The 19,626-nt window shown below is 60.6% G+C and carries 16 protein-coding genes; 6 read left to right on the top strand and 10 right to left on the bottom strand.

What is annotated here, in order from left to right; all coding sequences use genetic code 11:
• Positions 1–7: 7 nt before the first annotated feature.
• The 9 genes from ABD815_RS12585 to ABD815_RS12545 form a co-directional block, all read right to left on the bottom strand.
• Positions 8–1,630 carry a glycoside hydrolase family 43 protein gene (locus ABD815_RS12585; RefSeq protein ID WP_344847569.1) on the bottom strand — a complete coding sequence of 541 codons (1,623 nt, stop codon included), beginning with the start codon at positions 1,628–1,630 and terminating at the stop codon, positions 8–10.
• 122 nt (positions 1,631–1,752) lie between these two features.
• Positions 1,753–2,796, bottom strand: coding sequence for an L-glyceraldehyde 3-phosphate reductase (gene mgrA, locus ABD815_RS12580; RefSeq protein ID WP_344847568.1), 1,044 nt, complete (start codon positions 2,794–2,796; stop codon positions 1,753–1,755).
• Between the two features lie 61 nt (positions 2,797–2,857).
• On the bottom strand, positions 2,858–3,991 hold the full coding sequence (locus ABD815_RS12575) for a Gfo/Idh/MocA family protein (protein WP_344847566.1): 1,134 nt from the start codon (positions 3,989–3,991) through the stop codon (positions 2,858–2,860).
• 37 nt (positions 3,992–4,028) lie between these two features.
• Entirely contained in the window at positions 4,029–4,778 is a 750-nt protein-coding gene (locus ABD815_RS12570; RefSeq protein WP_344847565.1) for a sugar phosphate isomerase/epimerase family protein, read from the bottom strand.
• Between the two features lie 168 nt (positions 4,779–4,946).
• Positions 4,947–7,352, bottom strand: coding sequence for a beta-mannosidase (locus ABD815_RS12565; protein ID WP_344847563.1), 2,406 nt, complete (start codon positions 7,350–7,352; stop codon positions 4,947–4,949).
• A 92-nt stretch (positions 7,353–7,444) separates the two neighbouring features.
• Complete coding sequence (locus tag ABD815_RS12560) at positions 7,445–8,524, bottom strand: ABC transporter ATP-binding protein (RefSeq protein WP_344847560.1); 1,080 nt, start codon at positions 8,522–8,524, stop codon at positions 7,445–7,447.
• Positions 8,525–8,529: 5 nt separating this feature from the next.
• Positions 8,530–9,471 carry a carbohydrate ABC transporter permease gene (locus ABD815_RS12555; RefSeq protein ID WP_344847558.1) on the bottom strand — a complete coding sequence of 314 codons (942 nt, stop codon included), beginning with the start codon at positions 9,469–9,471 and terminating at the stop codon, positions 8,530–8,532.
• Positions 9,464–10,393, bottom strand: a complete 930-nt coding sequence (locus ABD815_RS12550) for a carbohydrate ABC transporter permease (RefSeq protein ID WP_344847556.1) — start codon at positions 10,391–10,393, stop codon at positions 9,464–9,466. Before ABD815_RS12550 ends, ABD815_RS12555 begins: the two co-directional genes overlap by 8 nt.
• A gap of 114 nt (positions 10,394–10,507) precedes the next feature.
• A complete protein-coding gene (locus tag ABD815_RS12545) occupies positions 10,508–11,740 on the bottom strand; it encodes an ABC transporter substrate-binding protein (protein ID WP_344847555.1) in 1,233 nt (410 codons plus the stop codon).
• Between the two features lie 267 nt (positions 11,741–12,007).
• Between ABD815_RS12545 and ABD815_RS12540 the strand changes: the two genes are divergently transcribed.
• The 6 genes from ABD815_RS12540 (at position 12,008) to ABD815_RS12515 (ending at position 18,196) form a co-directional block, all read left to right on the top strand.
• Positions 12,008–13,069 (top strand): LacI family transcriptional regulator, encoded by a 1,062-nt coding sequence (locus ABD815_RS12540; protein ID WP_344847554.1) that lies wholly within the window; start codon positions 12,008–12,010, stop codon positions 13,067–13,069.
• Between the two features lie 66 nt (positions 13,070–13,135).
• Positions 13,136–14,191: a sugar phosphate isomerase/epimerase family protein gene (locus ABD815_RS12535; protein WP_344847553.1), complete on the top strand. Its 1,056-nt coding sequence runs from the start codon at positions 13,136–13,138 to the stop codon at positions 14,189–14,191.
• An 11-nt stretch (positions 14,192–14,202) separates the two neighbouring features.
• Complete coding sequence (locus ABD815_RS12530; protein WP_344847551.1) at positions 14,203–15,324, top strand: Gfo/Idh/MocA family protein; 1,122 nt, start codon at positions 14,203–14,205, stop codon at positions 15,322–15,324.
• A 331-nt stretch (positions 15,325–15,655) separates the two neighbouring features.
• Positions 15,656–16,177: a VPLPA-CTERM sorting domain-containing protein gene (locus tag ABD815_RS12525; protein WP_344847549.1), complete on the top strand. Its 522-nt coding sequence runs from the start codon at positions 15,656–15,658 to the stop codon at positions 16,175–16,177.
• Between the two features lie 100 nt (positions 16,178–16,277).
• Positions 16,278–16,874: a TRAP transporter small permease gene (locus ABD815_RS12520; protein ID WP_344847547.1), complete on the top strand. Its 597-nt coding sequence runs from the start codon at positions 16,278–16,280 to the stop codon at positions 16,872–16,874.
• The gene (locus ABD815_RS12515; protein WP_344847545.1) at positions 16,874–18,196 is read left to right on the top strand and encodes a TRAP transporter large permease; all 1,323 of its coding nucleotides are present in this window, start codon (positions 16,874–16,876) and stop codon (positions 18,194–18,196) included. Before ABD815_RS12520 ends, ABD815_RS12515 begins: the two co-directional genes overlap by 1 nt.
• A gap of 19 nt (positions 18,197–18,215) precedes the next feature.
• Here the strand turns inward: ABD815_RS12515 and ABD815_RS12510 are convergent, their stop codons facing one another.
• Positions 18,216–19,619: a TRAP transporter large permease gene (locus ABD815_RS12510; RefSeq protein ID WP_344847544.1), complete on the bottom strand. Its 1,404-nt coding sequence runs from the start codon at positions 19,617–19,619 to the stop codon at positions 18,216–18,218.
• Positions 19,620–19,626 lie beyond the last annotated feature (7 nt).

Below are 19,626 nucleotides of genomic sequence, written 5' to 3'. Positions count from 1 at the left end.
GGGCAGGTTACGCGCCTTTGGGGAGATAGGCAAAGCGGGAGAATGTCGCCTCTTTGCCCTGCCCTGTGATGTCCATGGCGTAGACGCCCACGAAGGCGCCGGTGAAGGAGCAATGTTCGCCCCTGCCCGCCTCGTCCGAGATCAGCGTGGCGTCCTGCGTGCCGCCGACTGGCGTCCAGTCGCCGCCTGCGGGACGGAAGGAAAAGCGCACGGCGGCGTGGTCGACATCGGCGCGCATCTCAACGGGGCCGTCGGGAATGGCAACTTTGTCACCGATCCAGATCAGGTCGTTGTTCTGCCAGTCGCCGGGGCAACAGATCAGCTGCACGCAGCGCCCGATGTCGGGTTCAAAGCCGACGAGGAGTTTGTAGAATTTGTGGGTATTGTAGTAATAGGTCAGGCCCGCCGCCTGTTGATATGTGGTGGGTTGATAGTCTTTGAGAGTGGTTTCGACCGTGAAGGTGAAATGTTCCTGACGCCGGGCGACGAGGGCATTTTCGAACCACGACCCGAAGCTTTCGCGCCCGATCATATGCAGCCCGTTGTCGACGCGGAACAGGCGGTCGGGATGGGGGTGGCGCAGCCATTGGAAATCGCTCGGCAAGGTGGTGCCGGCAAACTCGGTGATCACGTCGCGCGGCGGGGTCGGGTCGACATCGGCCAGACCGGGCAGCGTTTCGCGCGGCACCATTCCATCGGGGCCGCCCTCTTCGAGGTAGAGCCAATCATCGCGCCACACGCAGCGTTCGATACCGGTTTCACGCCCCATCGGGCAGTAGAAACGGCCCACGCCCGCCTTCTGGATCGGGCGGCCCATGAGGAAGGTGTGATAGACCTGCCCATCGGGGGTTTCGACATATTGGCCGTGGCCGGTGCGCTGGATCGCGCTTTTGGTGACGGGGGTGTTCTGGGTCGAGATCACGTGCAGGTCGGGGTGATCCTCATAGGGGCCCCAGATGTTTTTGGCGCGCGCCAGCGTGACGGCGTGGTTATAGCCCGTGCCGCCCTCGGCGGTGGTCATGTAGTAATAGCCACCCCGTTTGAAAATATGGGGCGCTTCGGTGAGGCCGAGGGGCGAGCCTTCGTAGACCATTTCCACAGGGCCGGTGAGGCCGATTTCGGGCGACCATTCCTGTAGCAGGATGCCATCGAAGGAGGAGTTGGCGGGGTTGCCGCCGGTACCTGCGCCGCGGTGGTTCCATTGCATGTTCATGAAGTATTTGCGCCCGTCGTCGTCGTGGAACAGCGAGGGGTCAAAGCCCGAGGAATTCACATACCACGGGTCGCACCAGTCGCCGTCGATGGTCTCACAGGCGGTGATGTAGTTATGGGTGTCTTTGAATTTGCCGACAAAGCGTTTGACGTCGGTGTAGACGAGCCAGAATTTTTCGCCGTCGTGGGACAGGCAGGGTGCCCAGATGCCGCAGCTGTCGGGGTTGCCGCGCATGTCGAGGAGGCTTTCGCGGTTCAGCGGGCGCGAAACCAGCGTCCAGTTCACCAGATCGCGGGAGTGGTGGATTTGCACGCCCGGATACCATTCGAAGGTCGAGGTGGCGATGTAGTAGTCATCGCCCACGCGGCAGAACGAGGGGTCGGCGTTAAAGCCCGGCAGGATTGGGTTCTGGATCATGGTGTTTCCTCCTCAGCGGCGCGGTGTGCAAGCGGTCGCGCCGGTGCGCGATGCAAGGCGCGCGCGGTGTTGTGTCAAACCGCGGGAGGCATGGCCCCCCGCGGCGTGAATATGTGGTGTGATCAGGCCTCGCCTGCCTTTTCGGACGATTGCGCCCAGAGATTGATTTTCTCTTCGTCGGCGTATTCGTCGATCAGTTTCAATTCGTCTTTGGTGAACTCCAGATTGGAGATCGCGCCGACGCAATCGACGACTTGGGACGGTTTGGAGGCCCCGATCAGGGCGGTGGTGATCCCCTCCCCGCGCAGCACCCATGCGATCGCCATCTGGGCGAGCGTTTGGCCGCGCGCCTCGGCCACCTCGTTGAGTTTGTTGAGGTTTTTGATCGCGTGATCGGAGAGCATATTGGGGTTGAGCGATTTGCCCTGGGTCGCGCGGGAGCCATCTGGGATGCCGCCGAGGTATTTGCCGGTCAGCATGCCCTGAGCCAGAGGGGTGAAGGCGATGGAGCCGACACCGAGTTCTTTGAGCGTGTCTTTGAGGCCGTCGCGTTCGACCCAGCGGTTGAGCATATTGTAGCTCGGCTGGTGGATGATGCAGGGCGTGCCCAGATCGTTGAGGATGCGGACGGCTTCGCGGGTGCGGTCGGCGTTATAGGAGGAGATGCCTGCGTAGAGTGCGCGGCCCGAGCGCACGGCGGTGTCGAGCGCGCCCATGGTTTCCTCGAGCGGCGTGTCGGGGTCAAAGCGGTGCGAATAGAAGATGTCGACGTAGTCGAGCCCCATGCGATCGAGCGATTGGTCGAGCGAGGAGAGCAGGTATTTGCGGCTGCCCCATTCGCCGTAGGGGCCGTTCCACATGTGGTAGCCGGCTTTGGTGGAGATCACCATTTCATCGCGCAGGCCGTGGAAGTCCTCTTTGAGGATCGAGCCGAAAGCGAATTCGGCGGAGCCTGCGGGGGGGCCGTAGTTATTGGCCAGATCGAAGTGGGTGATCCCGAGATCAAAGGCCTGACGCAGGATCGCGCGTTTGGTGTCATGGGCCGTGTCGCCGCCGAAGTTGTGCCACAGGCCGAGCGAGACAGCGGGGAGTTTGAGCCCCGATTTGCCGCAGCGGCGGTAGACCATTTTGTCGTAACGGGTGTCGGATGGGACGTAGGTTTCCATGGGTGGTCTCCGTTGGATCAGTGGCGAAGGCCCGGCCCGTTTTCGGGGCCGGGCGTTTGGGTTAGCCGAGCAGGGCCTGCGCCTCCTGCGGCGTGACGGCTGCGGGGCGGGTGCAGGTGGTGGTCATGTCGATGAAGGTGCCGGTTTCACCCGATTTCAGGATCGCCGTCATCACCTCGACCGCATGCAGCGCCAGTTCGAGGGAACAGCGGTGCGGGCGACCTTCGACGATGGCTTGGGCCATGTCGGCGACGCCGGCGGTGCGGTAGTTGGCCATCATGCCCTGTTTGTGCTCTTGGTTGGGGACGCCGAAGGCGTGGTCCCATTGGGTTTCGACCTTGGCTTCGCGGTCGTGGCCAACGGTCTCGACGGTGCCGCCGAAGAAGTTCGGGTCGGGCACGTAGATGGCGCCCTCTGTGCCGTAGAGTTCCATGTTCTGGTGGCGCGAGCCCCAGACATCCCAAGAGGTGGTCACCGAGATTTGCGCACCGGAGGCGAATTGCAGCAGTGCGTGCACGTTGGTGTCCACGATCACCGGCACTTTTTCACCGTTGCGCGGGCAATCGGCACTGATGGTGCGCTCCTCTTTGCCCTTGTTGGTGAGGGCTGCGACCTTTGTCACCGGTCCGAGCAATTGGATGAGGTTGGTGACGTAATATGGGCCCAGATCGAGCATGGGGCCGCCACCGGGTTGGAAGAAGAAGTCGGGGTTGGGGTGCCACATTTCCATGCCCGGATTGAGGACATGGGCGGTGCCCGATGTGATCTGACCGAGTTGGCCGCTGTCGATGATGTGGCGCGCGAACTGATGCGCGCCGCCCATCCATGTGTCGGGCGCCGAGCCGACGCGCAGGCCGGTTTTTTCGCAGATCGCGCGCAGTTCCTCGCCCTCCTCCAAGGTGAGGACAAAGGGTTTTTCCGAATAGGCATGTTTGCCCGCGTTCAGCGCCCGTTTGGTGATGTCGAAATGCGCTGCGGGGATGGTGAGGTTGATGATCAGGTCGATGTCATCGGCGGCGAGCAGGTCATCGACCGTCTCGGCGCGCACGCCATATTCATCGGCCCGCGCTTTTGCGGCCTCCATGTTGATGTCTGCCACCGCGCGCACTTCGAGTGCTTTGAACATCGGTGCGAGTTTGAGGTAGCTGGTCGATATATTGCCGCATCCGATGATGCCGACGCCCAGTTTTTTCATGTGGTTTCCTCCCGGTCGTGATGTGAATGGCGCGGCGTCAGAATTTGCGCGCGTTTGCGATGGAGCGTGTGGCAAAGCGGGTGTGATCGCTCGGATTGTCGTGTTCCATCACGAAATGCGCGGCGTTGGTTTTCGATTTCAGCGCCGCCATGATCGCAGGCCAGTCCATGGTGCCCTCGCCCGCGTCGGCCCAGCCGTCTTCGTCGAGGCATTCACCCGCAGGCGCGATGTCCTTGACGTGGGCGGCGACGATTTTGTCGCCCAGTTTGTCGATCCATGCGATCGGGTCCTGACCGGCGCGCACCACCCATGCGACGTCCATTTCAAGCTGCACGCCCGGGGTTGCGGTGATCTTTTCGATGGCATTGGTGCCGCCGAGGTCTTCCCATTCCCAGTGGTGGTTGTGGTAGCCGAATTGCAGGCCCGCATCGAGGTAGGGTTTGGAGGCCTCGGCCATTTGGGCGGCAAAAGCATCCCAGTCACCTTTGCCTTCGCGGTATTCGGGCGATGGGGGTGCGGGGACGAAAACGCCGTCCATGTCGAGCGATTTGGCGATGTCGAGGACGCGCGCGGTTTCACCGGCGACCATGTCGAAACCGAAGTGGCCGGTTTTCATTTGCAGGCCGTTTTTGGCCAGAGACGCTTTGAGCGTTTCGACCTTTTCGGGGTCTGCGTAGAGGCCGCCGTAGCCTTCGACGTATTTGTAGCCGAGGCCACCGACGAGTTTGAGGGTATCGGCGAGATCCCAGTTGCGCGAGCTATACAGCTGATATGAAAAGTCTGTCATTTCTTCTCCTCCGTGTCGCGCGAGTGGCGCGATGGTATACCAAATCAGGGTCGACATTGAAGCGCCTCCCGCGCCCCGTCGAGGGTCATTTTTGCGCACCCGCCTCTCGCCTTTGCACGGGCTTTGGTGGGGGTGCGCGCACGGGGCCTTTCGGCGCCGTGGGAAGGGTTAGCCATAGGTAGCGCTATAGAGGTCGCGCAGGGTGAATTCCGGTTTTTTATCAGAGCTTTGCGGTGTGAAGGTGATTGTTGCCGGCGCGCCCGGGAAGAGGGCGAAGGCATTGTTTGAGAACCGGCCTGCGACATCCGCCTCCAGCGCGACAAAGAGTGCCAGTGCCGAGGCCTCTAGTGTGATTTCCCAGATGCCGTCTTTTTGGGTAATTGTGTGGGTCAGGTCGGGGTTTTGCAGGTCGTAGGTTTTATAGGCGCGCGGGGCGTGGATATCGCCACCAGAGTGCACATCCGACTGCCATGTGAAGGCGTAGATTTCGTCGTCATTCAACAGCGCGGGGTCGAGTTCGAGCAGATCGAGCGCCTTTGAGGGCCACGCAGAAATGGTCGCATCCGCAAGCGGACGGGTCACGCCGGCCATGTTGACGGCGGCGACCTGAACCGAGACATCGACGTTGTCGCCGGTGTCATTGACGACCTTGAACACGTCTTTGCCGCCTTCGGGGGCGACGGTGACCAGCACGGGCGCGTAGAATTTCTGCGCCATGTGGTGGAGCAGTTTCCAGTTTCCACCGTAGTCGAGCGAGGACCATGAGGCGCAGGGCCATGTGTCGTTGAGCTGCCAGATCAGCGTGCCCATGCAATGGGGTTTGAGCGAGCGCCACCATGTGACGGCGGTTTTGATCGCGAGGCCCTGTTGGACCTGTGACAGGTAGACGAAGTTTTCGAAATCCACCGGAAAGCGGAAGTAGCGGAACATGGTGGCGGCGATGCGTTCGTTGCCGCCGACGTTTTTCTGGTGACTTTCGAGGACGGGCGCGGCGATGTTGCGGTCCGCTTCGCCCACAAAGGTGTCGATGATGCGGTTGGAGGGGTAGGATTGGAACCCGAACTCAGAGCAGAAGCGCGGGCGCACGTCGCGGTAGTGTTCGAAATCGCGGTTTTCGTGCCAGACCGACCAGAAGTGCATGTCACCCGAGGTGTCGTCATGCCAAGCGTCGCCAAAGTTGAGCGGGCCGGAGGACGGCGAGGAGAACCACCAGTTGGCGGAGGGGTCGATGTCTTTGAGCGTGGTTTCCAGAGTGCGGCTGAGGCGGTCGTACATGATGAGGTAGCGGTCGCGGTTTTCGATGCTTTCCTTGAACCACGTGAGCGCGCCGACCAGTTCGTTGTCGCCACACCACAGCGCAATCGAGGCGTGGTGGTGCATGCGGCGCACGTTTTCGCGCACTTCCTGTTCGACATTGGCGAGGAAGGCGTCGTCGGCGGGATAGAGGTTGCAGGAGAACATGAAGTCCTGCCAGACCATCAGCCCCATTTCGTCGCACAGATCGTAGAACCACGTCGGCTCGTAGCGCCCGCCGCCCCAGACGCGGATCATGTTCATATTGGCGTCGACCGCGGATTGGAGTTGGGCACGGACCTCTTCGCGGTCAATGCGTCCCGAAAGCGCGTCGGCGGGGATCCAGTTGGCGCCTTTGGCGAAGACATCGCGGCCGTTGACGCGGAATTTGAAGCCGAGGCCGGCGTCGTCTTCGACTGTCAGCAAATCGAGGCTGCGCAGGCCGATACGTTTTTCGACCTTTTGGGTGTCGAGGCGGACTTCGAGGTCGTAGAGCGGTTGCATCCCCTGCCCTGCGGGCCACCAAAGCTCGGGCACTTCGACGAAGAACTTCGCCTCTGCGATGCGCCCTTTGACCTGCGCTTCGCGGGTGCGCCCGCCAAAGGCCATTTCCACGGTGTCGCCTTCTGCGTCGCCTGCGATATGGGCGGTGACGGTGACTGTGACGCTTTCGCTTTCGATGTCGTGGTGGTCCTGATGGACCATGACGTGGTCGATGCGGGATTTGGTTTTGGGGACCACGGCGAGTTCACCCGTGACGCCAAAGGGCGCCAGCGCAATGTTCCAGTCCCAGCCGAAATCACATTGCGGTTTGCGCAGCATGTTGCCGTTCTTGATCGGGCATTGGCCGTCGTCGCGATCCGAGATGCCGGGGATGTGGAATTTCTGGCGCGCTTGGCGGTCGGCCCCTTCACGCACCACGGAGCGGAAATGCAACTCGATGGTGTTTTCGCCGGTGGTCGCGACCTCAGAGAGGTCGATGCGCCAGCTGCGGAAACTGTTGTCGGCCTCCAGCACGCTCTGGCCGTTGACGGTTACATCGACGACGCCGTCGAGGCCGTCGACGAGCAGGTCGACATCGGTGCTCTCGAGCGTAAAGCGGCGCTCGGCGCGCCAGTCGCGTTCGGAAATCCAGCGCAGATCGTATTCGTTGCGCCCCCAATAGGGGTCGGGGATTTTGCCCGCGCTATGCAGGGCGGTGACCGCGTCAAAGGGGAAATCGACGCCGATGCTGTGATCGCCCTGATCGTCGGTAAATGTCCAGCCGGTGTCGAGTTTCATGACGCCCTCATCAAATCCAATTAAAACGGGCCGCCCGTGAGGGGCGACCCTTTGCCGTGTCGCGCGCGACCCACGTGGGGTCGCGGCACGGGTCAGAGACGCTCTTCGGTGGCTTTGTCGAACATCGAGGCGCGCGCGGGATCAAAGCCGATGGTCAGCGTGTCGCCCATGCGGGTTTTGGCCTGACCGTCCAGACGGATGCGGAACGGAGAGCCGCAGACATGGGTCCATACGAGAGTGTCCGCGCCCATCGGTTCGACGATCTCGGCCTTTACCTCGAACATCACCGGCTGTTCTTTGTCGATGTAGACATGTTCGGGACGGATGCCGAACCACGCAGGGCCACCGGTCGCACCGGCGGGCGTGAATTCGTAGCCTTTGAGGTCGATTTTGAGATCCTTGGCGGTGAAGACGCCCCCGTCCACGTTGCCTTCGAGGAAGTTCATCGCAGGCGAGCCGATGAAGTCGGCGACGTATTTGTTGACCGGTTTGTCATAAATGCCGTGGGGCGAGTCGAGTTGTTGGATCAACCCGTCTTTCATGATCGCGATCCGGTCGGCCAGTGTCATGGCTTCGATCTGGTCGTGGGTCACGTAGATCATGGTGTTTTTGAGCTGCTCGTGGAGCTGTTTGAGTTCCACGCGCAGATCGGTGCGCAGTTTGGCGTCGAGGTTGGAGAGCGGTTCGTCAAAGAGGAACACATCCACATCGCGCACCAGCGCACGGCCGATGGCCACACGTTGGCGTTGACCGCCCGAGAGCGCGCCGGGTTTGCGATCCAGCAGGGGCTCGATCTGGAGGATTTCGGCGGCGCGGGCGACGCGCTTTTCGATTTCATCCTTGGCCACGCGGGCGTTTTTGAGGCCGAAGGACAGGTTCCCTTTGACCGTCATCTGCGGGTAGAGCGCGTAGGATTGGAACACCATGCCGATGCCGCGTTCCGAGGGCTCTGCCCATGTGACGTTTTTGCCGTTGATGTGGATCTGGCCGCCCGAGACTTCCAATAGGCCGGCGATACAGTTCAAGAGCGTGGATTTCCCGCAGCCCGACGAGCCCAAGAGGACGAGGAACTCGCCTTTGTGGATGTCGAGATCGAGGTTTTTGAGAACCTTGATCGAGCCGAAGGCCAGATCGAGGTTCCTGATGGAGACAGATACGTTGTCGTTGGTCATGGGTCTTAGCCTTTCACCGCACCGGCGGCGATGCCGCGGACGAAGAGTTTGCCGGAGATGAAGTAGATGATGAGCGGTACGAGGCCGGTCAGAAGGGTTGCCGCCATGTTGACGTTATATTCCTTCACGCCCTGCACCGAGTTCACGATGTTATTGAGCTGCACGGTCATCGGATAGATTGCCGGTTTGGTGTAGACGACGCCAAACAGGAAGTCGTTCCAGATGCCTGTGACCTGAATGATCATGGAGACCACAAAAATCGGCAGCGACATCGGCAGCATGATCTGGAAGAAGATCTGCCAGAACCCTGCCCCGTCGACACGGGCCGCTTTGAACAGCTCCATTGGCACGGAGGCAAAGTAGTTGCGGAACAACAGCGTGTTGATCGGCATGCCGAAGATCGTGTGCACCATCACCAGACCGCCGAGCGAGCCGAACAGGCCAAGCTCGCGCAGGATGATCGCGATCGGGTAGAGCATGATCTGGTAGGGAATGAAGGCGCCGATGATGAGGATGTTGAAGAACACCTCGGAGCCTTTGAACCGCCAGAAGGAGAGCGCGTAGCCCGATACCGATGCCACGGCGATGGAGATCAGCACCGAGGGGATCAGGATGCGCACGGAGTTCCAGAAACCGCGCGACAGGCCGTCACAGTTGATGCCTGTGCAGGCCTCGGCCCATGCTTTGATCCATGGTTTGAACGTCGGGTCCATGGGCGGCGAGAAGGTGCGGCCCATGCGGACCTCGGACATGTCCTTGAGCGAGGTGACGAGCATCACGTAGAGCGGCAGCAGGTAGTACATCGAGAAGATGATGAGCGTGCCGTAGATCATGATGTTGGAGGGCTTGAAGGGACGGCGCGGTTTTGGGCCGGCGGGACCTTCGAGTTTGCCTGACACGGCATTGGCCGCGGCCGCCGTGGAAGAAAGCGTGGACGGATTAGCCATCTTTTTTGCCCCCGTATTGCAGGTAGACGTAAGGGATGAGGATCACGACAACCATGCAGAGCATCATCGTCGAGGCGGCAAAGCCCTGACCGAGGTTCTGACGCAGGAAGAGCGAGTCATAGACGTATTTGGCGGGCACTTCCGAGGCGATGCCGGGACCGCCGGAGGTTTGCGCCACGACGAGGTCGTAGACCTTGATGATGCCCGATGCGATCAGCACCAGCGCGGTGATGAACACCGGTTTCATCATCGGGATGATCACGTGGGTGTAGGTTTTGAGCGTGCCGATGCCGTCGACTTTGGCCGCTTTCCAGATGTCTTCGTCGATGCCGCGCAGACCGGCGAGCATGATGCACATGATCAGCCCCGTGCCCTGCCACAGACCGGCGATCAGGATGCCGTAGATCACGATGTCGGGGTTATAGAGGGGGTCGAAATTGAAGCTCTCCCAGCCGAGGCCGCGCACGACGGACTGGATGCCGAATTCGGGGTTCAGGATCCATTGCCACACGAGCCCTGTCACGATGAAGGACAGCGCGAAGGGGTAGAGGAAAATGGTGCGGAAGGAATCTTCGAACCGGATTTTCCGGTCGAGCAATGCCGCGAGCGTGAATGAAATCAGCAGAGTGAAAATCAGGCTACAGATCCCGAAGATCATCAGGTTTTCAACGGAGACGATCCAGCGGTTCGATCCCCACAGGCGCTCGTACTGGTCCAGCCCGACAAAGTTGAGCTTGGGCAGCAGGCGCGAATTGGTGAAGGAGTGAACGATCGTCCAGATCGAACAACCGACGAAGATAACCGTGGCGGTCATAATCATCGGCAGCGAAGCAAGCTTGGCGCTTAAATTCTTGAAGAGGCGGATCGGCGGTTTCGCGAAGTCGCGTCCGGAATTGATCTGCCCGTGATCGGTTACAGCCATGACAGGTGTCTCCCCCCTATCGGTGCGTCCGGTTGCTGTTGTTATCGCGTCCGCACAAAATAAAAAATGGGCCCGGCTGCGCGTGATCGGCAGCCGGGCCCTAAGCCGTTAGACTTAGTCGGCGTCAGCAATGATTGCTGCGTATGTCGCCTGAGCGTCTGCCGGATCCATATCGGACGACCAGAATTCGGTCATCAGATCTTCGATCTGGCCCTGAGTGTCAGGAGACAGCGTCTGGTTGCCGTCGGGCAGGATTGCGCCGGAGGCAAGGATTTCCAGACCCTTTTTCATGCAGTCGTTTGCAGCGGTGAGATCGACGTCACCACGCACTGGCAGGGAGCCTTTTTTCAGGTTGAAGGCAACCTGGACTTCCTTGGAGAGCATGAGGGACGCGAGCTCTTTCTGAGCGGCTTCGATATCGGCATCACCCTGTTTGGGGAAGTAGAACGCGTCACCACCGGTGGAGATAACTTCGTTCACACCGAGGCCGGGGAGACAGGTGTAGTCTTCGCCTGCAACCTGCTCGGCCACAGCGAATTCACCCTGCGCCCAGTCACCCATGATCTGACCGCCGGCATCGCCGGTGATGACCATGGCTGTTGCCTGGTTCCAGTCCTGAACGTTGGTGTTTTTGGAGTACTCGCGTGCAGCAGCCGCAGCTTCGAACACTTTTGCGTACTCTGGACCGGCAGCGACGTCGGCGTCTTTGTCCACGGAGACTGCGGACCAGGCGTCGAGACCTGCGAGAGCAACGGTGAGAACGCCGAATGCGCCGGAGGACTGCCAAGGCTGGCCACCCATTGCGAGCGGAACTTTACCGGCAGCTTCGAGCGCGGGCATGGCTGCTGCGTATTCGTCCCAGTTGGATGGAACGGGGACGCCTGCATCAGCGAAGGCTTTGTGGGAGAGCCACAGCCACTGCCAGGAGTGGATGTTGACCGGCACACAGTAGATGCGGTCGTCGATGGTGCAGCTGTCGAGAAGCGAGACAGGGTGCACGATGTCGCGCCAGCCTTCGGCCTCTGCAACATCTGTGAGGTCGAGCATCAGGCCGGCTTCGACCAGTTCCTCGGCCTGACGGCCGTGGTTGAACTGGGTCGCGCCCATCGGGTCGCCGCCGAGGATGCGGGAAATCATGATCGGACGGGCTGTGCCGCCGCCACCTGCAATGGCGCCATCAACCCAATTGTGGTCGGTCTTTTCGTTGAACGCTTTGGCGAATTCAGCAACGGCTGCAGCTTCGCCGCCGGACGTCCACCAGTGAGTCACTTCGAGATCGACAGCATGCGCAGCAGAGGCGGCAGCCGTGATCGCGGTGGCGCTGAGGAGCGCTTTGGTAAGTTTCATGTTGAGTAGTCCTCCCTAGTTTCGAAAACGTTTCAGGAACCCCTAAAACGTTATAGATTTCGCGAACACGCTGGATTGCCAGTCATCGCGACCCTATACTCGGCAGTATGTCAGTCATTTTCGACGTGGCAAGTAAAAATGTAACATTGGGCGGTTAGCGCTAACTTTCATGAAGATAGCGCAAACAGCACAGGGTTTCGCGGGGCCTGCGACAGCATGCCTGACGTATCCAAACCGGTGTGAATGGGCCGAATCAGGGAGGTTTTGATGTCCGCAGAGAACAAGGATGCCGAGGGGCTTTCGCCCGGTGAACGGCCCACGCTCAAGACGATTTCGCGCATAACGGGTTTGGCCGTGGCGACAGTCAGCCGTGCGTTGCATGATGCCCCCGACATTTCCGCCGCAACCAAGCTGCGCGTGCGCGAATGTGCCGACCGGATCGGGTATCGTCCGAACCGTGCGGGGGTTCGTCTGCGCACCGGCAAGACCAATGTGATCTCTCTGGTTCTCTCGACCGAACACGACATCATGAACCACACCGCGCAGTTGATTTCGTCGATTGCAGGCGAGCTGCGCAACACGCCCTATCATCTCGTGGTGACGCCCTATTTCCCTGATGAGGACGCCATGGTGCCGGTGCGCTATGTGGTGGAAACGCAATCGGCGGATGCGATTATCCTTAACCAGACCGAGCCGAATGATCCCCGTGTCGATTATCTCATGGACCAAGGGTTTCCGGTGGCGACCCATGGGCGCACCAATCGCACCGACCATCCCTATTATGATTTCGACAACTATGCCTTCGCCCGTTTGGGGATGGAGGCTTTGGCGCGGCGCGGTCGCAAGGCGATCCTGACCATCGCGCCCCCGCCCTATCAGAATTACGGGCGCGACATTGTAGAGGCCGCGCGCGAGACCTGCGACAAGCTCGGGGTGAAGCGGTATCTGTTGCAGGATGTGACGTCCGACAGCCCCTCTGCGGATATCCATGCCTCGACGGCGGCCGCTCTGCAGCGTCATCCCGAAATCGACGGTCTGTTTTGTGCCTCGACCACCTCGATGATCGCGGCGGTGAGTGCGGCGGAGGAGCACGGGCACAGATTGGGCGAAACGCTCGATGCCTTTGCCAAGGAGGCGACGCCGTTTCTGGTGCGGTTCCGCCCGCAGATCCTGACGGTGCGCGAAAATGTGGCCGACAGTGGCATGTGGCTCGCGCGCGCGGCGATACAGGCGATCAACCACCCCGAGTTGCCGCCCATTCAGGGGCTGGAGGTGCCAGAATATGACGACCCCCTTTTGCACAAAAGTGATGCCGCTCCTGTGACGTGAGTTGGCTAGGATAATCGTGGAATGTGCGACCCACGGGTCGCGTTTAAGACCGACAGGGAGAAGAGAATGGCTAAAACGATGAAGGGCCCTGCCCTATTTCTTGCTCAGTTTGCGGGCGATGAAGCTCCGTTCAACAGTCTTGAGAACATCACCAAATGGGCCGCTGGTCTGGGGTATAAGGGCGTGCAGATCCCGACCTTTGACGGGCGGTTGTTTGATCTGGACAAGGCGGCCGAGAGTGACGCCTATTGCGACGAGATCAAGGGCATTTGTGACGATGCCGGGGTGGAGATCACGGAGCTGTCGACCCACCTTCAGGGGCAATTGGTTGCGGTGAACCCCGCCTATGACGAGGCCTTTGATGCCTTTGCGCCCGCTTCGGTGCATGGCAACCCGAAGGCGCGGCAGGCATGGGCGGTCGACCAGATGAAGAAGGCGGCGAAGGTGTCGCGCAAGCTCGGGCTGGATAATTCGGTGTCCTTTACCGGATCGCTGGCCTTTCCCTACCTCTACCCATGGCCCCAGCGCCCTGCGGGGTTGATCGAGGAGGCGTTTGCGGAACTGGCGCGTCGTTGGAAGCCCATTCTGGACGTCTATGAGGATGAAGGCGTCAATGTGGGCTATGAAATCCACCCCGGCGAGGATGTGTTCGACGGGGCGACATTCGAGATGTTTGTCGATGCTCTGGGCGGTCACGGGCGCGCGCAGATCAACTACGATCCCTCGCACTTCCTGCTGCAACAGCTTGATTACCTTGCCTTTATCGACCTCTACCACGACCGCATCTGCGCCTATCACGTCAAGGACGCGGAGTTTAATCCCGACGGGCGTCAGGGCGTCTATTCGGGCTATCAGGGATGGGTCAATCGCGCGGGCCGGTTCCGCAGTCTCGGCGATGGTCAGGTCGATTTCTCCGGCATTTTCTCCAAACTCGCGCAGTATGACTATGACAGCTGGGCGGTTCTGGAGTGGGAATGCTGCCTGAAATCGCCCGAACAGGGTGCCGCCGAGGGCGCGCCGTTTATCGCGGGCCATATCATCGAGGCGACCGAGAAGACCTTTGACGATTTTGCGTCCGCCGAGGTCGACAAGGCGCAGATCAACCGGATGCTCGGGCTTTAGGGGAGGCGACAATGCATAAGAAACTGAAACTCGGCATGGTTGGCGGGGGGCGCGGGGCGTTCATCGGCGGCGTGCACCGGATTGCGAGCCGGATTGACGGGGAATGGGAGCTGGTTGCGGGGGCGCTGTCATCGGACCCCGGGCGCGCGGCGGCCTCGGCGGATGATCTGGGGATTGCGCCCGATCGCTCCTATGCCTCCTACGCGGAGATGGCCAAGGCGGAAGCGGCGCGCGAGGACGGGATTGATGCGGTTGCCATCGTGACCCCGAACCACATGCATGCCGGTCCGGCAATCGCGTTTCTGGAGGCGGGGATCAATGTGATCTGTGATAAGCCGCTTTCCCATACCGTTGAAGACGCGTTGAAAATCGCAGACGCGGTGAAGAAATCGGGCAAGCAGTTCATCCTGACCCATAACTACACCGGCTATCCGTTGATGCGCCAAGCGCGCGAGATGGTTGCCAGCGGGGCCTTGGGCGAGGTGCGCTTTGTGGCGGTCGAATACATTCAGGACTGGCTCACCGAGCCTGCCGATCCCGACAACAAACAGGCCGCGTGGCGCACCGATCCCAAACGCTCCGGCGCGGGGGGATGTGTGGGCGATATCGGCACCCATGCCTTCAACCTCGCGCAATTTGTCACGGGGCTGGAAGTCGAGGCGATGTCGGCGGATTTGACCGCCTTTGTCGAGGGGCGGCAGGTCGATGACAACGTCGAGGCGCGGTTCCGGTTTAAAGGCGGGGCCAAGGGCACGCTTTGGGCCAGCCAGATCGCGGTGGGCAATGAAAACGGGCTGTCTTTGCGCGTTTACGGCTCCAAGGGCGGGATCGAGTGGCATCAGGAAAACCCCAATGTCATGACCTATACGCCGTTTGGCGAGCCAAAGCAGATCCTGACGCGGGGCGGCGCGGCCAAGATCGGGTCCGAGCAGAGCCTGCGCGTGCCACCGGGGCATCCCGAAGGGTATCTCGAAGGGTTCGCGACCATCTATAAGGACGCGGCAGACATGATCCGGGCGGGCGATGGCGGTGCGGGTCACACGCCGGGGATCGAGGACGGGGTTCTGGGGATGAAATTCATCGCCGCCTGCGTCGAGAGTTCGGCCAAAGACGGGGCGTGGGTCACGCTTTAACCCCTGCCCTGTTCGCCATGGGGTGCGCGGCACCGGTGAGGCTTTCCGAAGGTGACTTCGGGGGGCCTTTTTCTTGGGAGGGTTCATGGGCGGATTCATGGGCGGGTCAGTTTTGGTGTCGCGGCGGGCGAAACAATCCGCGCATCTGCGTGCGATTGTGATGGGTATACGTAGGGTTTTGAGGGGTTTTTGCGGGTTTGGACGTTTTTTCTTTGTGCAACAGTCCATTAACCCTAGTGTCGTGGGACGAAATTTTTGTGCTTACCAGTTCCCGTCAGGTGGGGCTGATGGATAGCTCGAAGGCGTGGTTGGTGAGGGAGGACCGAACGACATGAAAATCAGACACCTTATCGGGGCGGCCGCAGTCCTGTTTGCATCTGTGACATCCAGCTTTGCTGCGACCTATAATGTTGTGGGTGATTTTTTCGGCGCCAACCTCGGGGATGTTTCGTTTGACCTGACAATCACAGCGGATTTTTCGGGAAATATTGCTGACACATCGGCGGGTCTGACGATCAATTCCCTGACTTCTACAGTTGTCGACCTCTCCGCCTTTCCGTTGCAATACAACTACAATGCGCTTGGGGATGAGTTCGCTATAGGTGGCGGCATTATTGGCCTCGACGATCTGCGACCGGATTTACTGGTCATTGTTTCCAATTTCCTTACGGCGCCGGCATTTTATCACGTGATAGATGTTAACGATGCTTACTTTGGAAGTCCTACTGGCGGGTCTCTGTCGGTGACCGAGGTTCCGGCCGTTCCACTGCCTGCGGGGGGCGTGCTTTTGCTGTCGGGACTGGTGGGTTTCGGGGCGCTGCGCCGGCGCAAAGGTCGCACGGCAGAGGTCTGATCTGCGCGGTCCACGCCGAGGCCGTTCGGTTTCGCCTATAAGATAAATGCAAAGGGGTGCCGGTTTTGCGACGCCCCTTTTTGCTGTCATCAGGTTGGGCATGCCAAATGCGCTGCGGTTTATGCGGGGCACGTCTGTGGGGGCGTGGTTTTTAATTGTCGCCACGCCTGCGCGCCAGTATGCAGGCGCGATGTATTGGACGGTAGAAAAATCGGTCGGTTGGCTGGCGCGTGCGATGGCCGTAGCGGGGGGTGTTGCGCTGCTCGTGGTGATTGCGCTGACATGTGTGTCGGTTGCGGGGCGTGCGCTCGACTGGGTCGGGTTGTCGCCTGTGCCCGGTGATATCGAGTTGGTCGAATTCGGCATCGGATTCGCGGTGTTTGCCTCCCTGCCCTATGCGCAATACGCGCGCGCGCATGCGCGTGTCGATGTGCTGCAACGCGCGTTCGGGGCGCGGTTTAACCGGTTTCTGGATTTCGCGGGCGATCTGTTTTTGGGGGCCTTTACGGGTGTCGTGGCGTGGCGGCTGTTCCTCGGGATGGGGGAAAAGGGCAGCTACGGAGAGACGACATTCATCCTGCAGATCCCGCTGGTCTGGGGCTATCGCGCGGCCTTTGTGGCCTGTTGCGCGGGCGTGGTTGTGGCGCTGTTTTGCGTGCTGCGGTCGGGGCGTTCGATGATCGGGGGAGAGAGCTGATGGATCGGTTTACCATCGGTCTTCTGGCCTTTCCTGCGCTGTTGATTTTGTTGTTTTTGCGCATCCCCATCGGGGTGGCGATGTTTACGGTCGGGTTTGGCGGGGCCTATCTGCTTAACGGCAATTCGATCATGGTGCTCAGCCAGCTCAAGCATCTGGTCTACGGCGAGTTTTCTTCCTATTCGTTTTCGATCATTCCGCTGTTTTTGCTGATGGGTCATTTCGCGACGCTGGGCGGCATGTCGGCGGCGCTGTTCAAGGCGGCGGAGACCTGGATCGGGCATCGCAAGGGCGGTGTGGCGATGGCGGCGATCGGGGCCTGCGCGGGGTTCGGGGCGATTTGCGGATCGTCCTTGGCGACGGCGGCGACGATGGGCAAGGTCGCCCTGCCCGAGTTGAAGAAATACGGCTACACGGGGCGGTTGGCGACGGGTGCCTTGGCGGCGGGCGGGACATTGGGCATTCTCATACCGCCCTCCGTGATCCTCGTGGTCTATGCAATGCTGGCCGAGGAAAACATTGCCAAGCTGTTCGTGGCGGCCTTTGTGCCCGGTCTTCTGGCGGCTCTTGGATACATCATCTGCATTGCGATCTACGTGCGGGTGCGCCCGCATTCGAGCCGTGCACGGGCGCGCGCGACGGGGGCGGAACGCTGGGCGGCGCTGGTGTCCGTCTGGCCGGTTCTGGCGATCTTTGCCGGTGTTGTGGGCGGGATCTATTTCGGGATTTTCACCCCGACCGAGGCGGCGGCAGTGGGCGCTGCGGGCACAGGGCTCGTGGCGCTGGCCAATGGCGGGTTGAACCTGCGCAAGGTTGGCGAGGCGATGTTGGAGACGGCGGCCTCGACAGGGATGATTTTCCTCATCCTGATCGGGGCGAAGGTGTTCAACAACTTCCTCGCGCTGACCGGATTGCCGATGTTTGCGGCCGAATGGGTCGGCACGTTGGTGTTGTCGCCATGGGCGATCCTGACGGCGGTCTTGTTGATCTACCTCGCCTTTGGCTGCGTGATGGACAGCCTGTCGATGATCTTTCTGACGGTTCCAATTGTGTTTCCGATCATGGCGGCGCTCGATTTCGGGGTTGCGCCCGACGAGTTCGGATTGTGGTTCGGGGTGTTGGTCCTGATCGTGGTGGAGGTCGGGTTGATCACCCCGCCTGTGGGGATGAACCTGTTCATTATCAACGCGCTCGATAAGGACACGCCGCTCTCGGATACCTTCAAAGGCACCCTGCCCTTTGTTGCCACCGATCTGGTACGCGTGGTGATCCTCGCGGCGTTTCCGTGGCTGACTTTGGGATTGGTGCGGGCGGTTTTCTAGCGCGCCCGCGCACCTGCCATCATCCGGCCTGCATCGGCAACCAGAGCACAATCATCGGGAAGGCCACGAGGAGCGCGATGGTGATGCCGTCGGCGATGAAGAAGGGCGTGACGCCTTTGAACACGTCCTGCACGGTCAGATCGTCGCGCACGCCCGCAACCACGAAACAGTTGAGGCCGATGGGGGGTGTGATGAGGCAGAATTCGGCCATTTTGACCACGAGGATGCCGAACCAGATCGCGCACATCGGACCCGACATGCCAAAGGCGGAATCCGCCGCCGTGACCATTTCGCCCCCGTTCAGCGACATGACCGCAGGATAGACCACCGGCAGTGTCAGGAGCAGCATGCCGATCGCATCCATGAACATGCCCAAGACCGCATAGGCCAGCAGGATGCACACGAGGATCAGCATCGGCGGCATGGTGAGCGAGAGCAGCCAATCGGAGAACGCGCCGGGTAGATCGGCAAAGCCGAGGAAGCGCACGTAGATCAGGACGCCCCAGATGATGGTGAAGATCATCACCGACAGTTTCGCGGTTTCCAGCAGCGCGTCGCGAAGCTGGCTCCACCGCATGCCTTTATACATGGCCATCAGGAAGACGACGAAGGCACCGATGGCCCCGCCTTCTGTGGGTGTGCCCCATGCCTCGCCCCCGAAGGGGTTGTAGACGAAGAGGACGATGGTCAGCACGACGACGATGATTGGCGTCGTCGGCGGGATCGAGGCAAAGCGTTCGCGCCATGTGAACCCGCCGACTGCGGGACCGAACCCTTTGATCGACAGGGCCATGACGATGATCAGGAGCGCATAGACAAGGGCGGAGAACATGCCCGGCAGGAAACCGGCGAGGAGCAGTTTGCCCACGTCCTGTTCGACGATGATTGCGTAGATGACAAGGATCGTGGAGGGCGGGATCAGGGAGGCCAAGGTGCCCCCTGCGGCGACGACACCGGCGGCGAATTTTTTGTTATAGCCCGCTTCGATCATCTCGGGGATCGCGATGCGCGCGAAGACGGCCGAGGTGGCAATGGATGCGCCCGACACGGCGGCGAACCCTGCGGTGGCAAACACGGTGGCCACGGCGAGGCCACCGGGAACCCATGCGATCCAGCGTTTAGCGGCGGTAAAGAGCGCCTTTGTGAGGCCCGCGTGATAGGCCAGATAGCCGATCAGGATAAAGGTCGGGATCAGGGACAGCGCCTGAGATGAGACTTTGGAATGGGGCACCTGCCCTGCGGTTTTGGCCGCAACGGTCAGCGCCCATGTAAAGGCCTCTGGGTCGTAGCCCTTTTTTGCCCAGAAAATCCAGATCAGGCCGATCATTCCCGAAAGCCCTGCGGCAAAAGCCACGCGCATTCCCAGAACCACCATCACAAGCATGCCGCCAGAGACGATCAGGCCAATTTCAATCGAGTCCATGACGTTT

Origin of the sequence: Celeribacter arenosi, from assembly GCF_039539485.1 — a bacterium.
In the GTDB taxonomy this organism is placed as follows: Bacteria; Pseudomonadota; Alphaproteobacteria; order Rhodobacterales; family Rhodobacteraceae; genus Celeribacter; species Celeribacter arenosi.
The sequence above is the reverse complement of the archived record's forward strand: the minus strand, read 5'-3'. Positions and strand labels throughout refer to the sequence as shown.

What these genes read in the sequence shown, in the direction of transcription:
- ABD815_RS12585 (WP_344847569.1), bottom strand. Translation starts at nt 1,630, where the DNA reads ATGATCCAGAACCCAATCCTGCCGGGCTTTAACGCCGACCCCTCGTTC.
- mgrA (WP_344847568.1), bottom strand. Translation starts at nt 2,796, where the DNA reads ATGGAAACCTACGTCCCATCCGACACCCGTTACGACAAAATGGTCTAC.
- ABD815_RS12575 (WP_344847566.1), bottom strand. Translation starts at nt 3,991, where the DNA reads ATGAAAAAACTGGGCGTCGGCATCATCGGATGCGGCAATATATCGACC.
- ABD815_RS12570 (WP_344847565.1), bottom strand. Translation starts at nt 4,778, where the DNA reads ATGACAGACTTTTCATATCAGCTGTATAGCTCGCGCAACTGGGATCTC.
- ABD815_RS12565 (WP_344847563.1), bottom strand. Translation starts at nt 7,352, where the DNA reads ATGAAACTCGACACCGGCTGGACATTTACCGACGATCAGGGCGATCAC.
- ABD815_RS12560 (WP_344847560.1), bottom strand. Translation starts at nt 8,524, where the DNA reads ATGACCAACGACAACGTATCTGTCTCCATCAGGAACCTCGATCTGGCC.
- ABD815_RS12555 (WP_344847558.1), bottom strand. Translation starts at nt 9,471, where the DNA reads ATGGCTAATCCGTCCACGCTTTCTTCCACGGCGGCCGCGGCCAATGCC.
- ABD815_RS12550 (WP_344847556.1), bottom strand. Translation starts at nt 10,393, where the DNA reads ATGGCTGTAACCGATCACGGGCAGATCAATTCCGGACGCGACTTCGCG.
- ABD815_RS12545 (WP_344847555.1), bottom strand. Translation starts at nt 11,740, where the DNA reads ATGAAACTTACCAAAGCGCTCCTCAGCGCCACCGCGATCACGGCTGCC.
- ABD815_RS12540 (WP_344847554.1), top strand. Translation starts at nt 12,008, where the DNA reads ATGTCCGCAGAGAACAAGGATGCCGAGGGGCTTTCGCCCGGTGAACGG.
- ABD815_RS12535 (WP_344847553.1), top strand. Translation starts at nt 13,136, where the DNA reads ATGGCTAAAACGATGAAGGGCCCTGCCCTATTTCTTGCTCAGTTTGCG.
- ABD815_RS12530 (WP_344847551.1), top strand. Translation starts at nt 14,203, where the DNA reads ATGCATAAGAAACTGAAACTCGGCATGGTTGGCGGGGGGCGCGGGGCG.
- ABD815_RS12525 (WP_344847549.1), top strand. Translation starts at nt 15,656, where the DNA reads ATGAAAATCAGACACCTTATCGGGGCGGCCGCAGTCCTGTTTGCATCT.
- ABD815_RS12520 (WP_344847547.1), top strand. Translation starts at nt 16,278, where the DNA reads ATGCCAAATGCGCTGCGGTTTATGCGGGGCACGTCTGTGGGGGCGTGG.
- ABD815_RS12515 (WP_344847545.1), top strand. Translation starts at nt 16,874, where the DNA reads ATGGATCGGTTTACCATCGGTCTTCTGGCCTTTCCTGCGCTGTTGATT.
- ABD815_RS12510 (WP_344847544.1), bottom strand. Translation starts at nt 19,619, where the DNA reads ATGGACTCGATTGAAATTGGCCTGATCGTCTCTGGCGGCATGCTTGTG.